This is a genomic window from Streptomyces sp. NPDC043952 (genome assembly GCF_056435325.1).
In genome coordinates this window covers 20,053-42,035 of sequence record NZ_JBWKES010000007.1, presented here as the reverse complement: position 1 = coordinate 42,035, position 21,983 = coordinate 20,053, and the positions used below count along the sequence as shown (strand labels likewise).

Sequence of the window (21,983 nt, the reverse complement as noted above, 5' to 3'; positions counted from 1 at the left end):
ATCCGCGATTAGCGGCGCTTCGACTTCCGGTCGTCCTTGACGTGGCCGCGGAAGGTGCGCGTCGGCGAGAACTCGCCGAGCTTGTGGCCGACCATCGACTCGGTGACGAACACCGGGATGTGGGTCTTGCCGTTGTGCACCGCGATCGTGTGGCCGAGCATGGCCGGGACGATCATCGAGCGACGGGACCAGGTCTTGATGACGTTCTTGGTGCCGGCTTCGTTCTGCGAGTCCACCTTCTTGATCAGGTGGTCGTCGACGAAGGGCCCCTTCTTCAAGCTACGAGGCATCTCAACCCGTCCTTAGCGCTTCTTGTTCGTCTTGCGGCGGCGGACGATGTACTTGTTCGACGCCTTCTTGGGCGAACGAGTACGGCCTTCCTTCTTGCCCCACGGGGACACAGGGTGGCGACCACCGGAGGTCCGGCCCTCACCACCACCGTGCGGGTGGTCGACCGGGTTCATGACGACACCACGGACGGTCGGGCGAACGCCCAGCCACCGCTTGCGGCCCGCCTTGCCCCAGTTGATGTTGCTCTGCTCGGCGTTGCCGACCTCGCCGACGGTGGCGCGGCAGCGGACGTCGACCAGGCGGATCTCGCCGGACGGCATGCGCAGGTGGGCCATGGAGCCCTCCTTCGCGAGCAGCTGCACGGAGGCACCGGCGGAACGGGCGAACTTGGCACCGCCACCGGGACGGAGCTCGATCGCGTGGATCGTGGTACCGACCGGGATGTTGCGGAGCGCCAGGTTGTTGCCCGGCTTGATGTCGGCCCCGGGACCGTTCTCGACGCGGTCACCCTGCTGCAGGTTGCGCGGGGCGAGGATGTAGCGCTTCTCGCCGTCGGCGTAGTGCAGCAGCGCGATGCGCGCGGTGCGGTTGGGGTCGTACTCGATGTGCGCGACCTTCGCCGGCACGCCGTCCTTGTCGTGACGACGGAAGTCGATCACACGGTAGGCGCGCTTGTGTCCGCCACCCTGGTGGCGAACGGTCACACGACCGGCGTTGTTACGGCCGCCCTTGCTGTGCAGGGGACGGACCAGCGACTTCTCCGGCGTGGACCGCGTGACCTCGACGAAGTCGGCGACGCTGGCGCCACGACGGCCCGGCGTAGTCGGCTTGTACTTGCGGATTCCCATTTCTCAGTCCTCGTCCGATATCGGACGATCCGGACCGCCCTCAGGCGGTCGGACCGCCGAAGATGTCGATACGGTCGCCCTCGGCGAGGGTCACGATCGCGCGCTTGGTGGCGGCACGCTGACCGAAACCGGTCTTCGTGCGCTTGCGCTTGCCCTGGCGGTTGATCGTGTTGACCCCGGTGACCTTGACGTCGAAGACCGCCTGGACGGCCTGCTTGATCTGGGTCTTGTTGGCGTTCGGGTCGACGATGAACGTGTACTTGTTCTCGTCCAGGAGCGCGTAGCTCTTCTCCGAGACGACCGGCTTCAGCAGGACGTCACGGGGGTCCGTGTACGCCTTGCTCAGCGGGGTCTCGACGGTGTTCTTGCCCTCGGCGGCGTGGCGGCGCGCCTTGGCGACGCGCGCGGCCTTGGCGGCCTTGGCGGCCTTCGAGGCAATAGCGGGGTGACGGATAGCCATCAGACCTCGCTCCCTTCGGTGTCAGCAGCCGACGGCGCGCCAGACACGAAGGACTCGAAGGCGGCCTGGGTGAAGACCACGTCGTCCGAGACGAGAACGTCGTACGTGTTCAGCTGGCCCGGCTCCAGGATGTGGACCTGGGGCAGGTTGCGGGCGGACAGCCACGCGGCCTCGTCGGAGCGGTCGGCGACCAGGAGCAGGTTCTTGCGCTCCGAGATCTTGCCGAACAGGCTCTTGGCGGCCTTCGTGGAGACCTGGCCCTCGACCACGCCGGAGACGACGTGGATGCGGTTGTGACGCGCCCGGTCGGTGAGGGCACCGCGCAGGGCGGCGGCCTTCATCTTCTTCGGGGTGCGCTGCGAGTAGTCACGCGGCACGGGACCGTGCACGACGCCACCACCGGCGAACTGCGGCGCGCGGGTCGAACCCTGGCGGGCGCGACCGGTGCCCTTCTGGCGGTACGGCTTCTTGCCACCACCGCGGACCTCGCCACGCGTCTTGGTCTTGTGCGTGCCCTGACGGGCCGCGGCCAGCTGCGCGACGACGACCTGGTGGATCAGCGGGACGCTGACCTTGGCGTCGAAGATCTCCGCGGGGAGCTCGACGGAACCGGCCTTGTCGCCCGCCGGCGAAAGGATGTCAACAGTGCTCATCGGTTACCTCAGGCCCCCTTGGCCGCGGTGCGGACCAGGACGAGGCCGCCGTTCGGACCGGGAACCGCGCCCTTGATGAGCAGCAGACCCTTCTCCGCGTCAACGGCGTGGACGGTCAGGTTCTGGGTGGTGACCCGCTCGTTGCCCATGCGACCCGCCATGCGGAGGCCCTTGAACACGCGGCCCGGGGTGGCGCAGCCACCGATGGAACCGGGCGAGCGGTGCTTGCGCTGGGTGCCGTGTCCGGCGCCGAGGCCCTTGAAGTTGTGACGCTTCATGACACCGGCGAAGCCCTTGCCCTTGCTCTTGCCGGTCACGTCGACCTTCACGCCGGCCTCGAACACCTGCGCGGTGATCTCCTGGCCCAGCGTGTACTCGGAGGCGTCCGCGGTGCGGATCTCGACGAGGTGGCGACGGGGGGTGACGTCGGCCTTGGCGAAGTGGCCCTTGAGGGGCTTGTTCACCTTGCGCGGGTCGATCTCGCCGAAGGCGATCTGGACCGACTCGTAGCCGTCGACGTCGTTCGTACGGACCTGGGTCACGACGTTGGGGCCGGCCTTGACGACGGTGACCGGGACGACACGGTTGTTCTCGTCCCACACCTGCGTCATGCCGAGCTTCTCGCCCAGGATGCCCTTGATCTGCTTAGCCATTCTCAGCCCACCAGCCTCAGAGCTTGATCTCGATGTCGACACCGGCCGGGAGGTCGAGTCGCATCAGAGAGTCAACGGTCTTGGGGGTCGGGTCGAGAATGTCGATCAGGCGCTTGTGCGTGCGCATCTCGAAGTGCTCGCGCGAGTCCTTGTACTTGTGCGGCGACTTGATGACGCAGTACACGTTCTTCTCAGTGGGCAGCGGCACCGGGCCCGCGACCGACGCACCAGTGCGGGTCACCGTCTCGACGATCTTCTTCGCCGAGGAGTCGATGACCTCGTGGTCGTAGGCCTTGAGCCGGATGCGGATCTTCTGTCCCGCCATGGCTACTCAGTAGTCCTGTCTCTTCTTACGCTCTGGGACCCGGTGGTTTCCGGTACCCGCTTTCTCCGACCCACGCGGTCGGGCGTGTCGCGGTCCCGCTGACATGAATGTCCCTTGTTCGAACATCCCTGCGGGGAATGCGCACGGCCCTTCCGGAAACCGCGGACCGGGGACCTCGGGCCCACCGGGCGCCTGGCCGGTATCGCGCCCACACTTCCCGGAAGATTCCCGTACGTCCGCCCCAGTGCTGCCCGAGGGCAGTTAGGGCGACGAGTACTGTGGGACTCGCTTCCGGTCCTCCCGGCGGGAGGCGCGCAGCATCAACACTCGACCGAGCAACTCGGACAGTCTGCCATACGGCCGGGGGACTCCGCCAATCGAGCCGAAGAGATTACCCGCGAAGTGACGTAGGTCAAACCGGGGCGGCTGGCGGGGCGGCCCCCGGGGGCGCTGCTCAGACGGAGGCGACACGCTTCCGCCTGCCCGCACCGGCAACGTCTGTGCACACGTGTACCTGGGGGGTACCACATGTCACATCTCCTGGTCGTTCCGTCCCGCGGCTCCCGCCTCGCCCGTCTCTCCACCGTCTTCGCCCTGACGCTGGCCTGTGCCGGCGCCACCACCGGCCTGCTGAGCGGCCCCGCGGCGCAGGCCCAGACCGTCTCCGCGGGCTCGCTCGCGTTCAGCGGCGACGAGGGCGACTACATCAGCGGTGGCCAGTCGTACTCCTACTCGCCCGCGTCCGGAGACGGTCTGAACGTCTTCGCCTCCGACGACCACAGCCACATATCCGTCGACGTCAGCGGGGCGAACGGCGACTGGTGGTACCTGGACCTGGCCGCGCCGGGCGGCCAGCCGCTCGCGCCCGGCGACTACGCCGGAGCCACCCGCTACCCGTTCAACTCCGCGTCCGGGCCCGGCCTTTCGGTGGACGGCAACGGCCGCGGCTGCAACACCCTGACCGGCTCCTTCCACGTCGCCGACGTGGCCTTCGGACCGCACGGCTACGTGCAGAAGCTGGACGCCACCTACGAGCAGCACTGCGAGGGCGGCACCGCCGCGCTCCGCGGTGAGGTGCACATCGACAACCCGGCGCCGCCGGCCGAGCTGGACCTCGGCGTCTCCGTCGCCGTGAAGGGCACGGCGAGCACGCTGAACGGCAAGGCCACCATCGGCGGCACCGTCAGCTGCAACGCGCCGGCCACGGTCAACGTGTCCGGCAGCGTCACCCAGGTCGCCAAGAAGGTCCTGATCAAGGGCTCGTACGCCACGACGGTCGGCTGCGCGCCGGGCACCCCGGCCGCCTGGACGGCCACGGCCGAGCCCACCGGCACGACCCCGTTCCAGAAGGGCGACGCCGAGGTCGACGCGCAGGCCACCGCCACCGACCCGCACTACGGCGACACCGTGACGGCGACCCGGACCGCCGTGGTCTCCCTCGCCAGGAGCAAGTCGGTGAGCTGACGGAGGACGCGCCGCGGGGCGGCGGGTGACACCGCGGAAGGGACCGCCGGCGAAGGCCGGTGCCGCCGGTGGTGTCCCCCGCCGCCCCCGGCCGTTTTCCGGGGTCAGGAACTCCCGTCCGGTACCAGGTTCTCCGCGCTCAGCAGGCCACCGCCCGCCGGGAGGCCGAGGGAGGTGCGCAGGGTGCCGACGGCCGGGTCGCGCAGGGAGACGACCAGGCGGTAGGGCGGGCGGCCGGTGGCGGTGCCGGCGGAGCCGGTGGGCGGCACCAGGAACTTCGCCACGGACCTGCCGTCGTGGCCGGGGCACAGGGCCTCGGCGGGGAGGACGACCTCGCCGCCGCTCCCGTCGCTCACGTCCACGGAGGCGCCCGACCGGGCAACGGCGGAGGGCCAGGCGACGGGCAGGCCGTGGGCGCCGGCCACCAGGCCGTCCGGGCCCTCGATCTCCACGGCCACCCCCTCGCCGCCGAGCGTGCGCGAGAGGTGAAGCGGCTTCCCGGTGCCGGGAGCGGTGAAGCGCAGCCCTATGAGCAGGCGGCCCTTGCCGTCGGGGTCCTCCGCGTAGCCGTAGTGGCTCAGCGACAACCGCGGGCCGCGCGCGGCGGAACCGGTGGCCGGCTGCCCTGCCGTAGCGGCGCTCGCCGGAAGCGGGAAGTGGTGGTAGCCCCTGGTGCCGCACTGGTTGCCGTCGGAGGTCCCGCCACCGGGCAGGGACACCGCCCTGGCCGGTCCGGAGGCGGGCCCGGCGGCCGGTGCGGACGGCGCGGGCGACGCGGGCGACGCGGAGCGCGGGAACAGGCCCATCTGGAAGGCGCCGAAGGCGACCACGGCCGCGGCCGCCGCCCAGGGCGCCGCGTTCGCCAGCCAGGCGGTCACCGGCCGGGGGCGCCACGCCCGGCGCGGGCGTCGTACGCGGACAGCCGCCAGCCGGTCCCGTGCCGACGGCTCCTTGGGGGCGCCCGCGCCACCGCCCGCCATCGCGTCCCGCAGGAACGCCTCCCACTGCTCGTCGGACGGGGACTCGTCGGGGCCTTCGGCGGGCGGGAGAGCGCTCACGGGCTCGCTTTCGTCGGACGATCGGACGGTCGTACGGAGCGGTGATAGGCAGAGAGTACGACGAAGAGGCCCGTACGACCGAAGTCGTACGGGCCTCTCCAGGGTCAGTCAGTGACCTTCAAGCAAGCGGAACTTACTTGACGATCTTGGTGACCTGGCCGGCGCCCACGGTGCGACCACCCTCACGGATGGCGAACTTCAGGCCCTCCTCCATGGCGACCGGCTGGATCAGCTGGACGGTCATCTCGGTGTTGTCGCCCGGCATGACCATCTCGGTGCCCTCGGGGAGGGTCACAACGCCCGTCACGTCCGTCGTACGGAAGTAGAACTGCGGACGGTAGTTGTTGAAGAACGGCGTGTGGCGGCCACCCTCGTCCTTGGACAGGATGTAGGCCTGCGCCTCGAACTCGGTGTGCGGGGTGACCGAGCCCGGCTTGATGATGACCTGGCCGCGCTCGACGTCCTCGCGCTTGATGCCGCGGAGCAGCAGACCGACGTTCTCACCGGCCTGGCCCTCGTCGAGCAGCTTGCGGAACATCTCGATGCCGGTGACCGTGGTGGTGGTCTTCTCGGTCTTGATGCCGATGATGTCGACGGTCTCGTTGACCTTGAGGACACCACGCTCGATACGGCCGGTGACGACCGTACCGCGACCGGTGATGGTGAAGACGTCCTCGATCGGCATCAGGAACGGCTTGTCGACGTCGCGCTCCGGCTCCGGAATCGCGGTGTCGACGGCGCTCATGAGGTCCAGGACGGACTGGGTCCACTGCGCGTCGCCCTCGAGGGCCTTCAGCGCGGAGACACGGACGACCGGCAGGTCGTCGCCCGGGAACTCGTACTCGGAGAGAAGCTCACGGACCTCGAGCTCGACGAGCTCCATGATCTCCTCGTCGTCCACCATGTCGGCCTTGTTCAGGGCGACGACGATGTACGGAACGCCGACCTGGCGGGCCAGGAGCACGTGCTCCTTGGTCTGCGGCATCGGGCCGTCGGTGGCGGCGACCACCAGGATCGCGCCGTCCATCTGCGCGGCACCGGTGATCATGTTCTTGATGTAGTCCGCGTGACCCGGGCAGTCGACGTGGGCGTAGTGACGCGCCTCGGTCTGGTACTCGACGTGCGCGATGGAGATGGTGATACCGCGCTGGCGCTCCTCGGGCGCCTTGTCGATGTTGTCGAACGGGGTGGCCTCGTTCAGCTCCGGGTACGCGTCGTGCAGCACCTTGGTAATGGCGGCCGTGAGGGTCGTCTTACCGTGGTCGATGTGACCGATGGTGCCGATGTTGACGTGCGGCTTAGTCCGCTCGAACTTCGCCTTCGCCACTGGGGTCCTCCTGTGGAGTGGTTCTGTACGCCTTACTCATCGGCGCCAGGTGATCTTTGCTGGATAGCCCGGAACCCGGGGCATTCATCCTGGATGCGGCTGAATGCCCCTTGAGGCTCCGGAGTCAAGCCTAAAGCGTGCGAACGCGGTGCGTTACTCGCCCTTGGCCTTCGCGATGATCTCCTCGGCGACGTTCCGCGGAACCTCGGCGTAGGAGTCGAACTGCATCGAGTAGCTTGCGCGACCCGACGTCTTGCTGCGGAGGTCGCCGACGTAGCCGAACATCTCCGACAGGGGCACGAGGCCCTTCACGACGCGGGCACCAGCCCGCTCCTCCATGGCCTGGATCTGGCCACGGCGGGAGTTGATGTCGCCGATGACCTCACCCATGTAGTCCTCGGGCGTGGTGACCTCGACGGCCATCATCGGCTCCAGGAGCACGGGCGAAGCCTTGCGCGCGGCCTCCTTGAAGGCCTGCGAACCGGCGATCTTGAAGGCGAGCTCGGAGGAGTCGACCTCGTGGAAGGCACCGTCGTGAAGGATGACACGGACACCGGTCATCTCGTAGCCGGCCAGGATGCCGAACTGCATGGCCTCCTGCGCACCGGCGTCCACCGAAGGGATGTACTCCTTCGGGATACGGCCACCGGTCACCTTGTTCACGAACTCGTACGAGGTGTCGCCACCCTCGATCGGCTCGATGCCGATCTGCACCTTCGCAAACTGACCGGTACCACCGGTCTGCTTCTTGTGGGTGTAGTCGACGCGCTCGACGGCCTTGCGGATCGTCTCACGGTAGGCCACCTGCGGCTTGCCGACGTTGGCCTCGACCTTGAACTCGCGCTTCATCCGGTCGACCAGCACCTCGAGGTGAAGCTCGCCCATACCGCCGATGACGGTCTGGCCGGTCTCCTCGTTGGTGTGCACCTGGAAGGAGGGGTCCTCCTCCGCGAGACGCTGGATGGCGACACCCAGCTTCTCCTGGTCGCCCTTGGACTTGGGCTCGATCGCGACCTCGATGACCGGCGCCGGGAAGTCCATGGACTCCAGGATCACCGGGTTCTTCTCGTCGCACAGCGTCTCGCCGGTCGTGGTCTGCTTCAGACCCATGACCGCGACGATGTCGCCGGCGCCCACCGACTCGATCTCCTCACGCTTGTTCGCGTGCATGCGGTAGATCTTGCCGATGCGCTCCTTGCGGCCCTTGACGGAGTTCAGCACGGCGGTGCCGGACTCCAGGCGGCCGGAGTACACGCGGACGAAGGTGAGCTTGCCGAGGTGCGGGTCGCTCATGATCTTGAACGCCAGCGCCGACAGCGGCTCGTCGTCGGACGGCTTGCGCTTGACGACCGTCTCCGGGTCCTTGACGTCGTGGCCCTCGATGGCCTCGATGTCGACCGGCGACGGCAGGTAGCGCACGACCGCGTCGAGCAGGGGCTGGACGCCCTTGTTCTTGAACGCGGTACCGCAGAACACCGGGGTGACCGTGGTGCCGACGCCCTTGCCGGACGCGATGGTGATACGACGGATCGCGGCGTACAGCTGCTCCACGGAAGGCTCCTCGCCCTCCAGGTACAGCTCCATGATCTCTTCGTCGTTCTCGGCCACGGCCTCGATCAGCTTGCCGCGGTACTCCTCGGCAGCCTCGGTGTGGGTGTCCGGGATGTCGACGGTGTCGTACATCTCGCCCTTGGTGGCCTCGGCGGACCACACGTAGGCCTTCATCGTCACCAGGTCGACGACGCCCTTGAAGTCCGCCTCGGCACCGATCGGCAGCTGCATGACCAGCGGCTGGGCGCCCAGACGGTCGACGATCATGTCGACACAGCGGTGGAACTCGGCACCGGTGCGGTCGAGCTTGTTGACGAAGCAGATGCGCGGAACGCCGTAGCGGTCCGCCTGACGCCACACCGTCTCGGACTGGGGCTCAACGCCGGCGACGCCGTCGAACACCGTCACGGCACCGTCGAGCACGCGCAGGGAACGCTCCACCTCGACGGTGAAGTCGACGTGACCCGGCGTGTCGATGATGTTGATGGTGTGGTCGACGTCTTCCAGCGACCAGTGACAGGTGGTGGCAGCAGAGGTGATCGTGATGCCACGCTCCTGCTCCTGCTCCATCCAGTCCATGGTGGCAGCGCCGTCGTGGACCTCACCGATCTTGTAGGACACACCGGTGTAGAACAGGATCCGCTCGGTGGTGGTCGTCTTGCCCGCGTCGATGTGGGCCATGATCCCGATATTGCGGACCCTGGCCAGGTCAAGTGAAGTGGTAGCCATAAGGCTTCAGTCTTCTCTCGGTCTCGATGTGGGTAGCGACTACCAGCGGTAGTGCGCGAAGGCCTTGTTGGACTCGGCCATCTTGTGGGTGTCCTCGCGCTTCTTCACAGCGGCGCCGAGGCCGTTGGACGCGTCGAGAAGCTCGTTGAGCAGACGCTCGGTCATGGTCTTCTCGCGACGGGCGCGGGAGTAACCGACGAGCCAGCGCAGCGCGAGCGTGTTGGCGCGACCGGGCTTGACCTCGATCGGAACCTGGTACGTCGCACCACCGACACGGCGGGACTTGACCTCGAGGGTCGGCTTGATGTTCTCGAGTGCGCGCTTCAGCGTGATGATCGGGTCGTTGCCCGTCTTCTCACGCAGACCCTCCATGGCGCCGTAGACGATGCGCTCGGCGGTGGAGCGCTTGCCGTTCAGCAGCACCTTGTTGATGAGGGAGGTCACCAGAGGAGAGCCGTACACCGGGTCGATGATGACCGGGCGCTTCGGGGCGGGGCCCTTACGAGGCATTCTTACTTCTCCTTCTTGGCGCCGTAGCGGCTGCGGGCCTGCTTGCGGTTCTTGACACCCTGGGTGTCGAGGGAGCCGCGGATGATCTTGTAGCGAACACCCGGCAGGTCCTTCACACGGCCGCCGCGCACGAGCACGATGGAGTGCTCCTGGAGGTTGTGGCCCTCACCCGGAATGTAAGCGGTGACCTCGATCCCGCTGGTCAGACGCACACGCGCGACCTTACGCAGGGCCGAGTTCGGCTTCTTCGGGGTGGTCGTGAACACACGCGTGCAGACGCCGCGGCGCTGAGGGGAACCCTCAAGTGCGGGCGTCTTGTTCTTCTCGACCTTGTCCTGCCGGCCCTTGCGGACCAGCTGCTGGATCGTAGGCACTACTTCTCCGGTTTCTGTGTGCCGAATAGGTAAAGCTAACCTGGAACGCCTCCGACCCACGCGGTCGGGTGTGTCGAATCCGCCAGACTTCCGCCGCAAGGCGGGAAGGGCGCGAATTACGGTGGCCGTTCGAGGCTCGCCATACGGTTTCAAGGCACGCACAGCAGCCAGGGCACACCCCAGGCACAAGGTCTGAGAGTACCTAGCTCATTCGCTGTGGTCAAAACAAATGGAGCCGCCCTCGACACGCCGGGGCTTGACAAGCTCCATGTTCACCCACACGAGTGAACTTCGAGACCCTCCGTCCATGCCACTGTCGAGCGCCCTACGGGTGCTGTCGCGGTCTCCGCCGGGGCCCAGGCCCCGCATACCGCGGCGAGCCGCCCGGAGGGCGAGCACGGCCGCACGGCCGCTCCCCGGCGGTTCCAAGCGGCATGGCCGGCGCGGCACCCGGCCGGTGCGGGTCCCTGCGGCGGCGGCACGCCGAAGGGCGGCCACCCCCCGAGGGGAGCGGCCGCCCTTCAGACTGCCTGCTTCAGACTGCCCGCTTACTGGTTGTACGGACCGTAGTCGTAGTCCTCCAGCGGAACGGCCTGGCCGGAGCCCGTGCCGAACGGCGAGTAGTCGATGTCGTCGTAGCCGACGGCCGAGTACATCGCGGCCTTGGCCTCCTCGGTCGGCTCCACCCGGATGTTGCGGTAGCGGGACAGACCCGTACCGGCCGGGATGAGCTTACCGATGATGACGTTCTCCTTGAGGCCGATGAGGCTGTCGGACTTGGCGTTGATCGCCGCGTCCGTCAGGACTCGGGTCGTCTCCTGGAAGGAGGCGGCCGACAGCCAGGACTCCGTCGCCAGCGAGGCCTTGGTGATACCCATCAGCTGCGGACGACCGGAGGCCGGGTGACCGCCCTCCTGGACCACACGACGGTTCTCGGTCTCGAACTTCGAGCGCTCGACCAGCTCGCCGGGCAGCAGCTCCGCGTCGCCCGACTCGATGATCGTCACCCGGCGCAGCATCTGCCGGATGATGATCTCGATGTGCTTGTCGTGGATCGACACACCCTGCGAGTTGTAGACCTTCTGGACCTCGCCGACCAGGTGGACCTGGACGGCACGCTGACCCAGGATGCGCAGCACGTCGTGCGGGTTGGTGGCACCCACGGTGAGCTGCTGGCCCACCTCGACGTGCTCGCCCTCGCGGACCAGGACCTTGGCACGCTTCGAGATCGGGAACGCCGTCTCGTCGCTGCCGTCGTCCGGAGTGACGACGATCTTCTTCGTCTTCTCCGTCTCCTCGATCCGCACCCGGCCGGAGGCCTCGGAGATCGGGGCGACACCCTTCGGGGTACGGGCCTCGAACAGCTCGACGACACGCGGCAGACCCTGGGTGATGTCGTCACCGGCCACACCACCGGTGTGGAAGGTACGCATCGTCAGCTGGGTACCGGGCTCACCGATGGACTGGGCGGCGATGATGCCGACCGCCTCACCGATGTCGACCAGCTTGCCGGTGGCCAGCGAACGGCCGTAGCACATCGCGCAGGTGCCGACGGCGGACTCGCAGGTCAGGACCGAGCGGGTCTTGACCGTCTCCACACCGTGCTTGACCAGCTCGTCGATGAGCACGTCGCCGAGGTCGGTACCGGCCGGGGCCAGCACCTTGCCGTCGACCACGATGTCCTCGGCGAGGCAGCGCGCGTACACCGACGTCTCGACGTTGCCCGTCTTGCGCAGGACACCGTCCTCGCCGCGCTCGGCGATCGCCAGCTTGAGGCCGCGCTCGGTGCCGCAGTCCTCCTCGCGGATGATGACGTCCTGGGAGACGTCGACCAGACGACGGGTGAGGTAACCCGAGTCGGCGGTACGCAGAGCGGTGTCCGCCAGACCCTTACGGGCACCGTGGGTGGAGATGAAGTACTCCAGCACGGACAGGCCCTCACGGAACGAGGCCTTGATCGGACGCGGGATGGTCTCGTTCTTCGCGTTCGACACCAGACCACGCATACCGGCGATCTGCCGCATCTGCATCATGTTTCCTCGGGCACCCGAGTCAACCATCATGAAGATGGGGTTGGTCTTGGGGAAGTTCTCGTTCATCGCCTCGGCGACCTCGTTGGTCGCCTTGGTCCAGATCGCGATGAGCTCCTGAGTGCGCTCTTCCTTGGTGATCAGACCGCGCTCGTACTGCTTCTGGACCTTCTCGTCCTGGGCCTCGTAGCCCGCGACGATGGCCTTCTTGGCCTCGGGGACGACGACATCGGAGATGGCCACGGTGACACCGGAGCGGGTGCCCCAGTAGAAGCCGGCCGCCTTCAGGTTGTCGAGCGTCGCCGCCACGATGACCTTGGGGTAGCGCTCCGCCAGGTCGTTGACGATCTCGCCGAGCTGCTTCTTGCCCACCGAGTAGTCGACGAACGGGTAGTCCTCGGGCAGCAGTTCGTTGAACAGCGCCCGGCCCAGGGTGGTGCGCAGGCGGAACGAGTCCCCCGGCTGCCACTCGGGCTCGCCCTCCTCGCGGGCCGGCGGGGTCCAGCCGCGCGGCGGGATGGTGCCCACCGGGAAGCGGATGTCGACCGACGCCTGGAGGGACAGCTCGCCGGCGTCGAACGCCATCGTCGCCTCGGCCGTGGAGCCGAACGCGCGGCCCTCGCCCTTGACGTCGCGCAGCTCGCCGTCGGTGGTGAGGAAGAACAGACCGAGGACCATGTCCTGGGTCGGCATCGTCACCGGGCGGCCGTCGGCCGGCTTGAGGATGTTGTTCGAGGACAGCATCAGGATGCGGGCCTCGGCCTGCGCCTCCGCGGACAGCGGCAGGTGCACGGCCATCTGGTCACCGTCGAAGTCCGCGTTGAACGCGGTGCAGACGAGCGGGTGGATCTGGATGGCCTTGCCCTCGACCAGCTGCGGCTCGAAGGCCTGGATGCCGAGGCGGTGCAGGGTGGGCGCGCGGTTCAGCAGCACCGGGTGCTCGGCGATGACCTCTTCGAGGACGTCGTACACCACGGTGCGGCCACGCTCGACCATGCGCTTGGCCGACTTGATGTTCTGCGCGTGGTTCAGGTCGACCAGGCGCTTCATCACGAACGGCTTGAACAGCTCAAGGGCCATCGCCTTGGGCAGACCGCACTGGTGCAGCTTGAGCTGCGGGCCGACGACGATGACGGAACGCGCCGAGTAGTCGACACGCTTGCCGAGCAGGTTCTGCCGGAAACGGCCCTGCTTGCCCTTCAGCATGTCGCTGAGGGACTTCAGCGGACGGTTGCCGGGGCCCGTCACCGGGCGGCCGCGGCGGCCGTTGTCGAAGAGGGCGTCGACCGCCTCCTGGAGCATGCGCTTCTCGTTGTTCACGATGATCTCGGGCGCGCCGAGGTCGAGAAGCCGCTTCAGGCGGTTGTTGCGGTTGATGACACGGCGGTACAGGTCGTTCAGGTCGGAGGTCGCGAAGCGGCCACCGTCCAGCTGCACCATCGGACGCAGGTCCGGCGGGATGACCGGGACGCAGTCCAGGACCATGCCCTTGGGGCTGTTGGAGGTCTGGAGGAACGCGGAGACGACCTTCAGCCGCTTGAGGGCGCGGGTCTTCTTCTGGCCCTTGCCGGTGCGGATGATCTCGCGGAGCTTCTCGGCCTCTTCCTCCAGGTCGAAGGACTCCAGGCGCTTCTGGAGCGCCGCGGCACCCATCGAGCCGTCGAAGTACGTGCCGAAGCGGTCGCGCAGCTCGCGGTAGAGCAGCTCGTCGCCCTCCAGGTCCTGGACCTTGAGGTTCTTGAACCGGTTCCACACCTCGTCGAGGCGGTCGATCTCGCGCTGCGCACGGTCGCGCAGCTGCTTCATCTCGCGCTCGGCACCCTCGCGCACCTTGCGGCGCACATCGGCCTTGGCGCCCTCGGCCTCCAGCTCGGCCAGGTCGGACTCGAGCTTCTTGGCGCGGGCCTCCAGGTCGGCGTCGCGGCGGTTCTCGATCTGCTGGCGCTCGACCGAGACGTGCGCCTCCAGGGAGGGCAGGTCGCGGGTACGACGCTCCTCGTCGACGTACGTGATCATGTACGCCGCGAAGTAGATGACCTTCTCCAGGTCCTTCGGGGCGAGGTCCAGCAGGTACCCCAGGCGGGACGGGACGCCCTTGAAGTACCAGATGTGGGTGACGGGTGCGGCGAGCTCGATGTGGCCCATCCGCTCACGGCGCACCTTGGCGCGCGTGACCTCGACGCCACAGCGCTCGCAGATGATGCCCTTGAAGCGGACGCGCTTGTACTTGCCGCAGTAGCACTCCCAGTCCCGAGTGGGACCGAAGATCTTCTCGCAGAAGAGTCCGTCCTTTTCGGGCTTCAGGGTGCGGTAGTTGATCGTCTCGGGCTTCTTGACCTCGCCGTGGCTCCACTGACGGATGTCGTCAGCGGTGGCCAGGCCGATCCGGAGCTCGTCGAAGAAGTTGACGTCGAGCACTATGCGTCAATCCCTCTCAGGGTCGTTAAGTCTGTGGTCTGAAACGGGGGCCTGGGGGTCGGCGGGGCCCTGTGGGTGAGGGCCCCGCCGGACTCCCGTCAGACCTCTTCGACGCTGCTCGGCTCGCGCCGGGACAGGTCGATACCGAGCTCCTCCGCAGCGCGGAAGACATCCTCGTCGGTGTCACGCATCTCGATGGACATACCGTCGCTGGACAGCACCTCCACGTTCAGGCAGAGCGACTGCATCTCCTTGATGAGCACCTTGAAGGACTCGGGGATGCCGGGCTCGGGGATGTTCTCGCCCTTGACGATGGCCTCGTAGACCTTCACGCGGCCGGTGACGTCGTCGGACTTGATGGTCAGCAGCTCCTGGAGGGCGTACGCGGCGCCGTAGGCCTCAAGGGCCCACACCTCCATCTCGCCGAAGCGCTGGCCACCGAACTGCGCCTTACCGCCCAGCGGCTGCTGGGTGATCATCGAGTACGGACCGGTCGAGCGGGCGTGCAGCTTGTCGTCGACCAGGTGGTGCAGCTTCAGGATGTACATGTAGCCGACCGAGATCGGGTCCGGGAACGGCTCACCGCTGCGGCCGTCGAACAGCCGCGCCTTGCCGGACGGGAGCACCATGCGCTCGCCGTCGCGGTTCGGGATGGTGTGCTGGAGCAGACCCGCCAGCTCGTCCTCGCGGGCACCGTCGAACACCGGGGTGGCGACGTTGGTGCGCGGGGCGACCTTGTCGGCGCCGATGGCCTGGAGGCGCTGCGCCCAGTCGTCGGCGAGACCGGAGACGTCCCAGCCGCGGCTGGCGAGCCAGCCGAGGTGGATCTCCAGGACCTGTCCCGGATTCATTCGGGACGGCACACCCAGCGGGTTGAGGATGATGTCGACCGGGGTGCCGTCCTCCAGGAACGGCATGTCCTCGATCGGCAGGATCTTGGAGATGACACCCTTGTTGCCGTGGCGGCCGGCGAGCTTGTCACCGTCGGTGATCTTGCGCTTCTGCGCGACGTAGACGCGGACCAGCTGGTTCACGCCCGGCGGCAGCTCGTCGCCCTCCTCGCGGTCGAAGACGCGCACGCCGATGACCTTGCCGGTCTCGCCGTGCGGCACCTTCAGCGAGGTGTCGCGGACCTCACGGGCCTTCTCGCCGAAGATGGCGCGCAGCAGGCGCTCCTCCGGGGTCAGCTCGGTCTCACCCTTGGGCGTGACCTTGCCGACGAGGATGTCGCCGGCGATGACCTCGGCACCGATGCGGATGATGCCGCGCTCGTCCAGGTCGGCGAGGACCTCCTCGGAGACGTTCGGGATGTCCCGCGTGATCTCCTCGGGGCCGAGCTTGGTGTCACGGGCGTCGACCTCGTGCTCCTCGATGTGGATCGAGGAGAGGACGTCGTCCTGCACGAGGCGCTGCGACAGGATGATCGCGTCCTCGTAGTTGTGACCCTCCCACGGCATGAACGCCACGAGCAGGTTCTTGCCGAGGGCCATCTCGCCGTTCTCGGTGGCCGGACCGTCGGCCAGGACCTGGCCCTCGATGATCCGGTCGCCCTCGTTGACGATGACCTTCTGGTTGACCGAGGTGCCCTGGTTGGAGCGGGAGAACTTGTGCAGGCGGTACGTGATGTACGTGCCGTCGTCGTTCGCCGTGGTGATGTAGTCCGCGGAGACCTCCTGGACCACACCCGCCTTCTCGGCCTTGACCACGTCGCCGGCGTCGACGGCGGAGCGGTACTCCATGCCGGTGCCGACGAGCGGGGCCTCGGACTTAATCAGCGGGACGGCCTGACGCATCATGTTCGCGCCCATGAGGGCACGGTTGGCGTCGTCGTGCTCCAGGAAGGGGATCATGGCGGTCGCGACCGACACCATCTGGCGCGGCGAGACGTCCATGTAGTCCACGTCCTCGCCGCCGACGTAGTCGACCTCGCCGCCGCGGCGGCGGACCAGCACGCGGGCCTCGGCGAAGCGGAGGTCGTCCGTCAGCGGGGCGTTGGCCTGCGCGATGACGAAGCGGTCCTCCTCGTCGGCGGTCAGGTAGTCGACCTCGTCGGTGACCTGGCCGTCGATGACCTTGCGGTACGGGGTCTCGACGAAACCGAACGCGTTGACCCGGCCGTAGGAGGCGAGCGAGCCGATCAGACCGATGTTCGGGCCTTCGGGCGTCTCGATCGGGCACATGCGGCCGTAGTGCGAGGGGTGCACGTCACGGACCTCGAAGCCGGCCCGCTCACGGGAGAGACCACCCGGACCAAGGGCCGACAGACGGCGCTTGTGGGTGAGACCCGACAGCGGGTTGTTCTGGTCCATGAACTGCGACAGCTGGCTGGTGCCGAAGAACTCCTTGATGGAGGCGACGACCGGCCGGATGTTGATCAGGGTCTGCGGCGTGATCGCCTCGACGTCCTGGGTCGTCATGCGCTCGCGCACGACACGCTCCATACGGGCCAGACCCGTGCGGACCTGGTTCTGGATGAGCTCGCCGACGCTGCGCAGACGACGGTTGCCGAAGTGGTCGATGTCGTCGGTCTCGACGACGATCGTCTCGCCGTTGGCACCCGTGGTCTCGGTCTCGCCGGCGTGCAGCTGCACCAGGTACTTGATCGTCGAGATGATGTCCTCGACGGTCAGGATGCCCGCGTCCAGCGGGGCGTCGGCGCCCAGCTTCTTGTTGACCTTGTAGCGGCCGACCTTGGCGAGGTCGTAGCGCTTCGGGTTGAAGTAGAGGTTCTCAAGGAGCGTCTGCGCCGCTTCCCGCGTGGGGGGCTCGCCCGGACGCAGCTTGCGGTAGATGTCGAGCAGCGCGTCGTCCTGGCCCTGGGTGTGGTCCTTCTCCAGGGTGGCGCGCATCGACTCGTAGTCGCCGAACTCTTCGAGGATCTGCTCGGTGGTCCAGCCGAGCGCCTTCAGAAGGACGGTGACCGACTGCTTGCGCTTGCGGTCGATACGCACACCGACCATGTCGCGCTTGTCGATCTCCATCTCCAGCCAGGCGCCCCGCGACGGGATGATCTTGGCGGAGAAGATGTCCTTGTCGGACGTCTTGTCGATGGAGGAGTCGAAGTAGACACCGGGGGAACGGACCAGCTGGGACACCACGACACGCTCGGTGCCGTTGATGACGAAGGTGCCCTTGTTCGTCATGAGCGGGAAGTCGCCCATGAAGACCGTCTGGGACTTGATCTCACCGGTCTCGTTGTTGGTGAACTCGGCGGTGACGAAGAGGGGAGCGGCGTACGTGAAGTCGCGCTCCTTGCACTCGTCGATGGAGTTCTTCGGCGGCTCGAAGCGGTGGTCCCGGAACGTCAGCGACATCGACCCGGAGAAGTCCTCGATCGGGGAGATCTCCTCGAAGATCTCCTCCAGACCGGACTTGGTGGGGACGTCCTGGCCGTTCTCCAGAGCCTCCTCGACCCGACTCTGCCAGGCGGTGTTGCCGAGCAGCCAGTCAAAGCTCTCGGTCTGCAGCGCGAGCAGGTTCGGAACCTCGAGAGGCTCCTTGATCTTTGCAAAGGAAATGCGCAGCGGGGCGGTGCTTGCGCCGTTGTTCGTATTCGCGGTCGAGGCGTTGCGCGAGGCGGCCAAGAGGGGGTCCTTCCGAGGGCTCGGACTCACTACGCGCGTACCGGCCCCTCCCTCCAGCACGGAGACGGAAACCCCAGGTCAGGGGGATCAGTCATCGATGCTTGAGTGAGGGCAGACCCCTGGTGACGGGCAGGGGACAGCTAACAGGCAGCGCAAAGGGTCAGTGTAGCCACTTGGCACACTGATGTCCAGTGCGGGTTTGTCGAGACCCTCGCTGTGCTCACCGCTCTTGTCAACGCCCTCGGCATGCTGCCCTTCAACGCACGTTGATACTGCCCTCTTCGCCGTCGATCCATGCCTCGGATTCGGATCCTTGTGACGACGCGTCCTGAGAATTGCGCGCTGCGTGCGGTTCGTCAAGAGCCTCCCACCCGGAACCGGGCCGTCCGGAGACACGACGAAGATCACCATACCTCTCGCCACCGCGAGCGCAAGGCAACCGCGGTCACCCTCCGCATACGCCGAAAAGCGACCACCCGGATGGATGATCGCTTCTCGGTGCGTTCGCGTTACAGCCCTACAGGGCCGATTTCAGCGCGCGTTCGAGTCCTGCGGACCCGTGAGGTCTTACTTGACCTCGACGGAGGCGCCGGCGCCCTTGAGGGCCTCGGCAGCCTTGTCCGCGGCCTCCTTGTTGACCTTCTCGAGGACGGGCTTCGGGGTACCGTCCACCAGGTCCTTGGCCTCCTTCAGGCCGAGGGAGGTCAGCTCGCGCACGACCTTGATGACCTGGATCTTCTTGTCGCCGGCACCGGTGAGGATGACGTCGAACTCGTCCTTCTCCTCGGCGGCCTCGGCGGCGGCGCCACCAGCGGCACCACCGGCGACGACGACCGGCGCGGCAGCGGCGGCGGTGACGTCGAACTTCTCCTCGAAGGCCTTCACGAACTCGGAGAGCTCGATGAGGGTCATCTCCTCGAACTGGGCAAGCAGCTCGTCCTGGGTGAGCTTCGCCATGATGGCGGTCCTTCCACTCAATCGGCAGGTGCCGGATGTACTGGGTAAGGCGGGCGTACGTCGGCCCGCTGCGACCCGCGCCGGATGGTGCGGGTCAGAAAGCGAGCCGAATTACTCGGCACCGCCCTGCTCGGCCTGCTTGGCGCGCAGCGCGTCCACGGTGCGGACGAGCTTCGACGGCAGCGCCTGGAAGAGGGAGGCAGCCTGGGACTGCTTCCCCTTGAAGGCACCGGCCAGCTTGCTGAGCAGAACCTCGCGGGACTCGAGGTCCGCAAGCTTCTTGATCTCGTCGGCGGACATCGCCTTGCCGTCAAGGACACCGCCCTTGATGACGAGATTCGGGTTGTCCTTGGCGAAGTCACGGAGACCCTTCGCCGACTCCACCGGGTCACCGGTGACGAAGGCGACGGCCGTCGGACCAGCGAAAAGCTGGTCGTCCAGCGCGATCCCGGCCTCGTTGGCCGCAATCTTGGTCAGCGTGTTCTTCACCACGGCGTACTGGGCGTTCTCACCGAGCGACCGGCGCAGCGTCTTGAGCTGCGCCACGGTGAGACCGCGGTACTCGGTCAGCACGGCGGCGTTGGAGCTGCGGAACTTGTCCGTCAGCTCCGCAACCGCGGCAGCCTTGTCGGGCCTCGCCATAGAGCCTCGGCCTCCTTCCGGGTGATTCGGACCGCGCGGACCCGAAGGAGGACTGGGTAAAACGAAACGCCCCGGCGCAGGCGCTCGGGGCGGACTCGACCGGCCGCACGCGCGCTCGGCGCGCGCACTCCGGGAGTTCTTCCACTGACACCTGCGCGGGTCGTCCACTTTTCAGCGGATCCTTCGGCCACCGCGCCCTCTGCGAGCGCGCGGCAACGACCAGCGGTCTTTGGCTTCGGGGATGAGCGTACGGGACCGGGGCGCCCTGGAGCAAATCGGGCCCCGGCCCCCGTGGGCTCAGGAGGTGAGGCCGGTGCCGCCGGTCGTGGTGCCGCCCGAGGGGCTGTTGACGCCGGCCGACTTCATCATGTCGGCGATGTCCATGGTGTCGGAGGCCGGCGGCGCCTCGGCGGAGACCGGCACGCCGTAGTCGCTGTAGTGGGCGGTGGTGGTCAGCGTGCCGTTGGCGGTGGCCGCCTTCACGCTCTGCTTGACCAGCAGGTTCTGGTCGTTGATCCAGATGTCGACGGTCTCGGTGGTGATCCCGGACTTGGTCAGCTGCTGCTTGAGTTCCGTCAGCTGGGCCGCGGTGAGGTTGCTGGTCCTGCCCGCGAGGGCGGCCACGTCCACGGTGCCCGCGTAGTGCCGGGTGTGCGTGCCGTCGACCGTCTCCTGACCGACCTCCTTGACGTCCCCGGAGGCCAGCAGCACCTTCACCGACTGGTTCGGCGTGGACGACTGGAGCTGCTCCTTGGTGAACGCGCCGGAGGCGCCGCCGGCCTTGGCCAGGTAGTCGTAGTCGTACTTGATCCAGTGCTTGCCGCCGCCGGCCTGCTGGGCGAAGGTGTCACTCATCTTCGCGTAGTAGCCGTCCCGCAGATAGCGAATCGCCATGCTGGAGCTGCCGGCCTTGCTCATCATCTCGGCCATCTTGCCGCCGGTGTAGTCGACGGTCACGTTGCCCTTGAGGCCGTCGCTCCAGTCGAAGGAGCCGTTCTCCGTCAGCTTCATGACATCGCCCAGGGAGACGGCGGCGCGCACCTTGGCCGAGTCGGCCTTGTCCGTGGACTGCTGGACGGTGCGCAGTACGGCGGCGACGGGGCTGAGGTGGACCGTGCTGTCACCCGACGCCTTGCCGTCGCCCTTCCCGGAGCCCGCGGAGCCGCACGCGGCCACCCCGGTCAGCGCTGCCACCACGGCCACGGAAAGAGTCACCCGGCGTGCGGTGCTCGTCATCTGGTCCTACCCCCATACAAGAGTCACGTCGTACGACAAGCTCGTACACAGAAAGGACGGGCCCCGCACCTGAAAGGTTGCAGGGTCCGCCCTTCGGTCACGCGTACCGGACGCGGCTACCGGGTGAGCGCGGGGCTCAGACGGCGGCCGGGTCCTCCTCGACGAGGAGGTTGCGGGTGCGGTTCGGGTCGAGCTGGATGCCGGGGCCCATCGTGGTGGTGATGGCGGCCTTCTTGATGTAGCGACCCTTGGCGGCGGACGGCTTCAGACGGAGGATCTCCTCCAGCGCGGCGCCGTAGTTCTCCACCAGCTTGGTGTCGTCGAAGGACACCTTGCCGATGATGAAGTGCAGGTTCGAGTGCTTGTCGACGCGGAACTCGATCTTGCCGCCCTTGATGTCCGTGACGGCCTTGGCCACGTCGGGGGTGACGGTGCCGGTCTTCGGGTTCGGCATCAGACCACGGGGGCCGAGGACGCGGCCGAGGCGGCCGACCTTGCCCATGAGGTCCGGGGTGGCGACGACGGCGTCGAAGTCCAGGCGGCCCTTCGAGACCTCGTCGATCAGCTCGTCGGCGCCGACGATGTCGGCGCCCGCGGCACGCGCGGCCTCGGCACGGTCACCGGTCGCGAAGACCAGGACCCGGGCGGTCTTGCCGGTGCCGTGCGGAAGGTTCACGGTGCCACGGACCATCTGGTCGGCCTTGCGGGGGTCGACACCCAGGCGGAAGGCGACCTCGACGGTGCCGTCGAACTTGGTCGTGGAGGTCTCCTTGGCGAGACGGACGGCCTCGAGCGGGGCGTACAGCTTCTCCCGGTCGATCTTGGCGTCCGCAGCGCGGAGAGCCTTGCTGCGCTTGCTCACAACTTGCTCCT

Annotated in this window: 18 protein-coding genes; 1 reads left to right on the top strand and 17 read right to left on the bottom strand. The window is 67.5% G+C overall.

Annotated features, from left to right (window positions below; translation table 11 throughout):
- Window positions 1-8 precede the first annotated feature (8 nt).
- Genes rpsS through rpsJ form a run of 6 tightly spaced genes read right to left on the bottom strand, consistent with a single transcriptional unit; the run spans window position 9 to window position 3,230 of the window.
- On the bottom strand, window positions 9-290 hold the full coding sequence (gene rpsS, locus AC069R_RS10340; protein WP_031076666.1) for a 30S ribosomal protein S19: 282 nt from the start codon (window positions 288-290) through the stop codon (window positions 9-11).
- A gap of 12 nt (window positions 291-302) precedes the next feature.
- Window positions 303-1,139, bottom strand: a complete 837-nt coding sequence (gene rplB, locus AC069R_RS10335) for a 50S ribosomal protein L2 (RefSeq protein ID WP_030811669.1) — start codon at window positions 1,137-1,139, stop codon at window positions 303-305.
- A gap of 40 nt (window positions 1,140-1,179) precedes the next feature.
- Entirely contained in the window at window positions 1,180-1,599 is a 420-nt protein-coding gene (gene rplW, locus AC069R_RS10330) for a 50S ribosomal protein L23 (protein WP_397984493.1), read from the bottom strand.
- Window positions 1,599-2,252 (bottom strand): 50S ribosomal protein L4, encoded by a 654-nt coding sequence (rplD, locus tag AC069R_RS10325; protein ID WP_397984494.1) that lies wholly within the window; start codon window positions 2,250-2,252, stop codon window positions 1,599-1,601. The genes rplW and rplD overlap by 1 nt, the downstream gene beginning before the upstream one ends.
- Window positions 2,253-2,260: 8 nt before the next feature.
- A complete protein-coding gene (gene rplC / locus AC069R_RS10320; protein ID WP_285561826.1) occupies window positions 2,261-2,905 on the bottom strand; it encodes a 50S ribosomal protein L3 in 645 nt (214 codons plus the stop codon).
- Window positions 2,906-2,921: 16 nt separating this feature from the next.
- Window positions 2,922-3,230 carry a 30S ribosomal protein S10 gene (gene rpsJ, locus AC069R_RS10315; RefSeq protein ID WP_003948644.1) on the bottom strand — a complete coding sequence of 103 codons (309 nt, stop codon included), beginning with the start codon at window positions 3,228-3,230 and terminating at the stop codon, window positions 2,922-2,924.
- 528 nt (window positions 3,231-3,758) lie between these two features.
- On the opposite strand from rpsJ, the gene AC069R_RS10310 reads away from it, so the two are divergent.
- Window positions 3,759-4,694 (top strand): hypothetical protein, encoded by a 936-nt coding sequence (locus AC069R_RS10310; protein WP_478766198.1) that lies wholly within the window; start codon window positions 3,759-3,761, stop codon window positions 4,692-4,694.
- A 104-nt stretch (window positions 4,695-4,798) separates the two neighbouring features.
- Here AC069R_RS10310 and AC069R_RS10305 read toward each other — a convergent pair whose 3' ends face one another.
- The 11 genes from AC069R_RS10305 to rplA form a co-directional block, all read right to left on the bottom strand.
- Window positions 4,799-5,752 carry a hypothetical protein gene (locus AC069R_RS10305; RefSeq protein WP_478766196.1) on the bottom strand — a complete coding sequence of 318 codons (954 nt, stop codon included), beginning with the start codon at window positions 5,750-5,752 and terminating at the stop codon, window positions 4,799-4,801.
- Window positions 5,753-5,885: 133 nt separating this feature from the next.
- Window positions 5,886-7,079, bottom strand: a complete 1,194-nt coding sequence (gene tuf / locus AC069R_RS10300; RefSeq protein WP_397984504.1) for an elongation factor Tu — start codon at window positions 7,077-7,079, stop codon at window positions 5,886-5,888.
- A 153-nt stretch (window positions 7,080-7,232) separates the two neighbouring features.
- The gene (gene fusA / locus AC069R_RS10295) at window positions 7,233-9,359 is read right to left on the bottom strand and encodes an elongation factor G (RefSeq protein WP_478766194.1); all 2,127 of its coding nucleotides are present in this window, start codon (window positions 9,357-9,359) and stop codon (window positions 7,233-7,235) included.
- A 39-nt stretch (window positions 9,360-9,398) separates the two neighbouring features.
- A complete protein-coding gene (gene rpsG, locus AC069R_RS10290) occupies window positions 9,399-9,869 on the bottom strand; it encodes a 30S ribosomal protein S7 (protein ID WP_003992340.1) in 471 nt (156 codons plus the stop codon).
- Window positions 9,870-9,871: 2 nt separating this feature from the next.
- Window positions 9,872-10,243, bottom strand: coding sequence for a 30S ribosomal protein S12 (gene rpsL / locus AC069R_RS10285; protein WP_003948652.1), 372 nt, complete (start codon window positions 10,241-10,243; stop codon window positions 9,872-9,874).
- A gap of 548 nt (window positions 10,244-10,791) precedes the next feature.
- The gene (locus tag AC069R_RS10280) at window positions 10,792-14,691 is read right to left on the bottom strand and encodes a DNA-directed RNA polymerase subunit beta' (RefSeq protein WP_471063179.1); all 3,900 of its coding nucleotides are present in this window, start codon (window positions 14,689-14,691) and stop codon (window positions 10,792-10,794) included.
- Between the two features lie 98 nt (window positions 14,692-14,789).
- On the bottom strand, window positions 14,790-18,275 hold the full coding sequence (gene rpoB, locus AC069R_RS10275) for a DNA-directed RNA polymerase subunit beta (protein ID WP_478766191.1): 3,486 nt from the start codon (window positions 18,273-18,275) through the stop codon (window positions 14,790-14,792).
- Window positions 18,276-18,842: 567 nt separating this feature from the next.
- Entirely contained in the window at window positions 18,843-19,232 is a 390-nt protein-coding gene (gene rplL / locus AC069R_RS10270; protein ID WP_043503300.1) for a 50S ribosomal protein L7/L12, read from the bottom strand.
- A 111-nt stretch (window positions 19,233-19,343) separates the two neighbouring features.
- Window positions 19,344-19,874 (bottom strand): 50S ribosomal protein L10, encoded by a 531-nt coding sequence (gene rplJ / locus AC069R_RS10265; protein WP_046419436.1) that lies wholly within the window; start codon window positions 19,872-19,874, stop codon window positions 19,344-19,346.
- A 297-nt stretch (window positions 19,875-20,171) separates the two neighbouring features.
- Window positions 20,172-21,110, bottom strand: coding sequence for an SCO4651 family lipoprotein (locus AC069R_RS10260; RefSeq protein WP_478766188.1), 939 nt, complete (start codon window positions 21,108-21,110; stop codon window positions 20,172-20,174).
- Between the two features lie 136 nt (window positions 21,111-21,246).
- Window positions 21,247-21,972 carry a 50S ribosomal protein L1 gene (gene rplA, locus AC069R_RS10255; protein WP_145482786.1) on the bottom strand — a complete coding sequence of 242 codons (726 nt, stop codon included), beginning with the start codon at window positions 21,970-21,972 and terminating at the stop codon, window positions 21,247-21,249.
- Window positions 21,973-21,983 lie beyond the last annotated feature (11 nt).

What these genes read in the sequence shown, in the direction of transcription:
- rpsS (WP_031076666.1), bottom strand. Translation starts at nt 290, where the DNA reads ATGCCTCGTAGCTTGAAGAAGGGGCCCTTCGTCGACGACCACCTGATC.
- rplB (WP_030811669.1), bottom strand. Translation starts at nt 1,139, where the DNA reads ATGGGAATCCGCAAGTACAAGCCGACTACGCCGGGCCGTCGTGGCGCC.
- rplW (WP_397984493.1), bottom strand. Translation starts at nt 1,599, where the DNA reads ATGGCTATCCGTCACCCCGCTATTGCCTCGAAGGCCGCCAAGGCCGCC.
- rplD (WP_397984494.1), bottom strand. Translation starts at nt 2,252, where the DNA reads ATGAGCACTGTTGACATCCTTTCGCCGGCGGGCGACAAGGCCGGTTCC.
- rplC (WP_285561826.1), bottom strand. Translation starts at nt 2,905, where the DNA reads ATGGCTAAGCAGATCAAGGGCATCCTGGGCGAGAAGCTCGGCATGACG.
- rpsJ (WP_003948644.1), bottom strand. Translation starts at nt 3,230, where the DNA reads ATGGCGGGACAGAAGATCCGCATCCGGCTCAAGGCCTACGACCACGAG.
- AC069R_RS10310 (WP_478766198.1), top strand. Translation starts at nt 3,759, where the DNA reads ATGTCACATCTCCTGGTCGTTCCGTCCCGCGGCTCCCGCCTCGCCCGT.
- fusA (WP_478766194.1), bottom strand. Translation starts at nt 9,359, where the DNA reads ATGGCTACCACTTCACTTGACCTGGCCAGGGTCCGCAATATCGGGATC.
- rpsG (WP_003992340.1), bottom strand. Translation starts at nt 9,869, where the DNA reads ATGCCTCGTAAGGGCCCCGCCCCGAAGCGCCCGGTCATCATCGACCCG.
- rplL (WP_043503300.1), bottom strand. Translation starts at nt 19,232, where the DNA reads ATGGCGAAGCTCACCCAGGACGAGCTGCTTGCCCAGTTCGAGGAGATG.
- rplJ (WP_046419436.1), bottom strand. Translation starts at nt 19,874, where the DNA reads ATGGCGAGGCCCGACAAGGCTGCCGCGGTTGCGGAGCTGACGGACAAG.
- AC069R_RS10260 (WP_478766188.1), bottom strand. Translation starts at nt 21,110, where the DNA reads ATGACGAGCACCGCACGCCGGGTGACTCTTTCCGTGGCCGTGGTGGCA.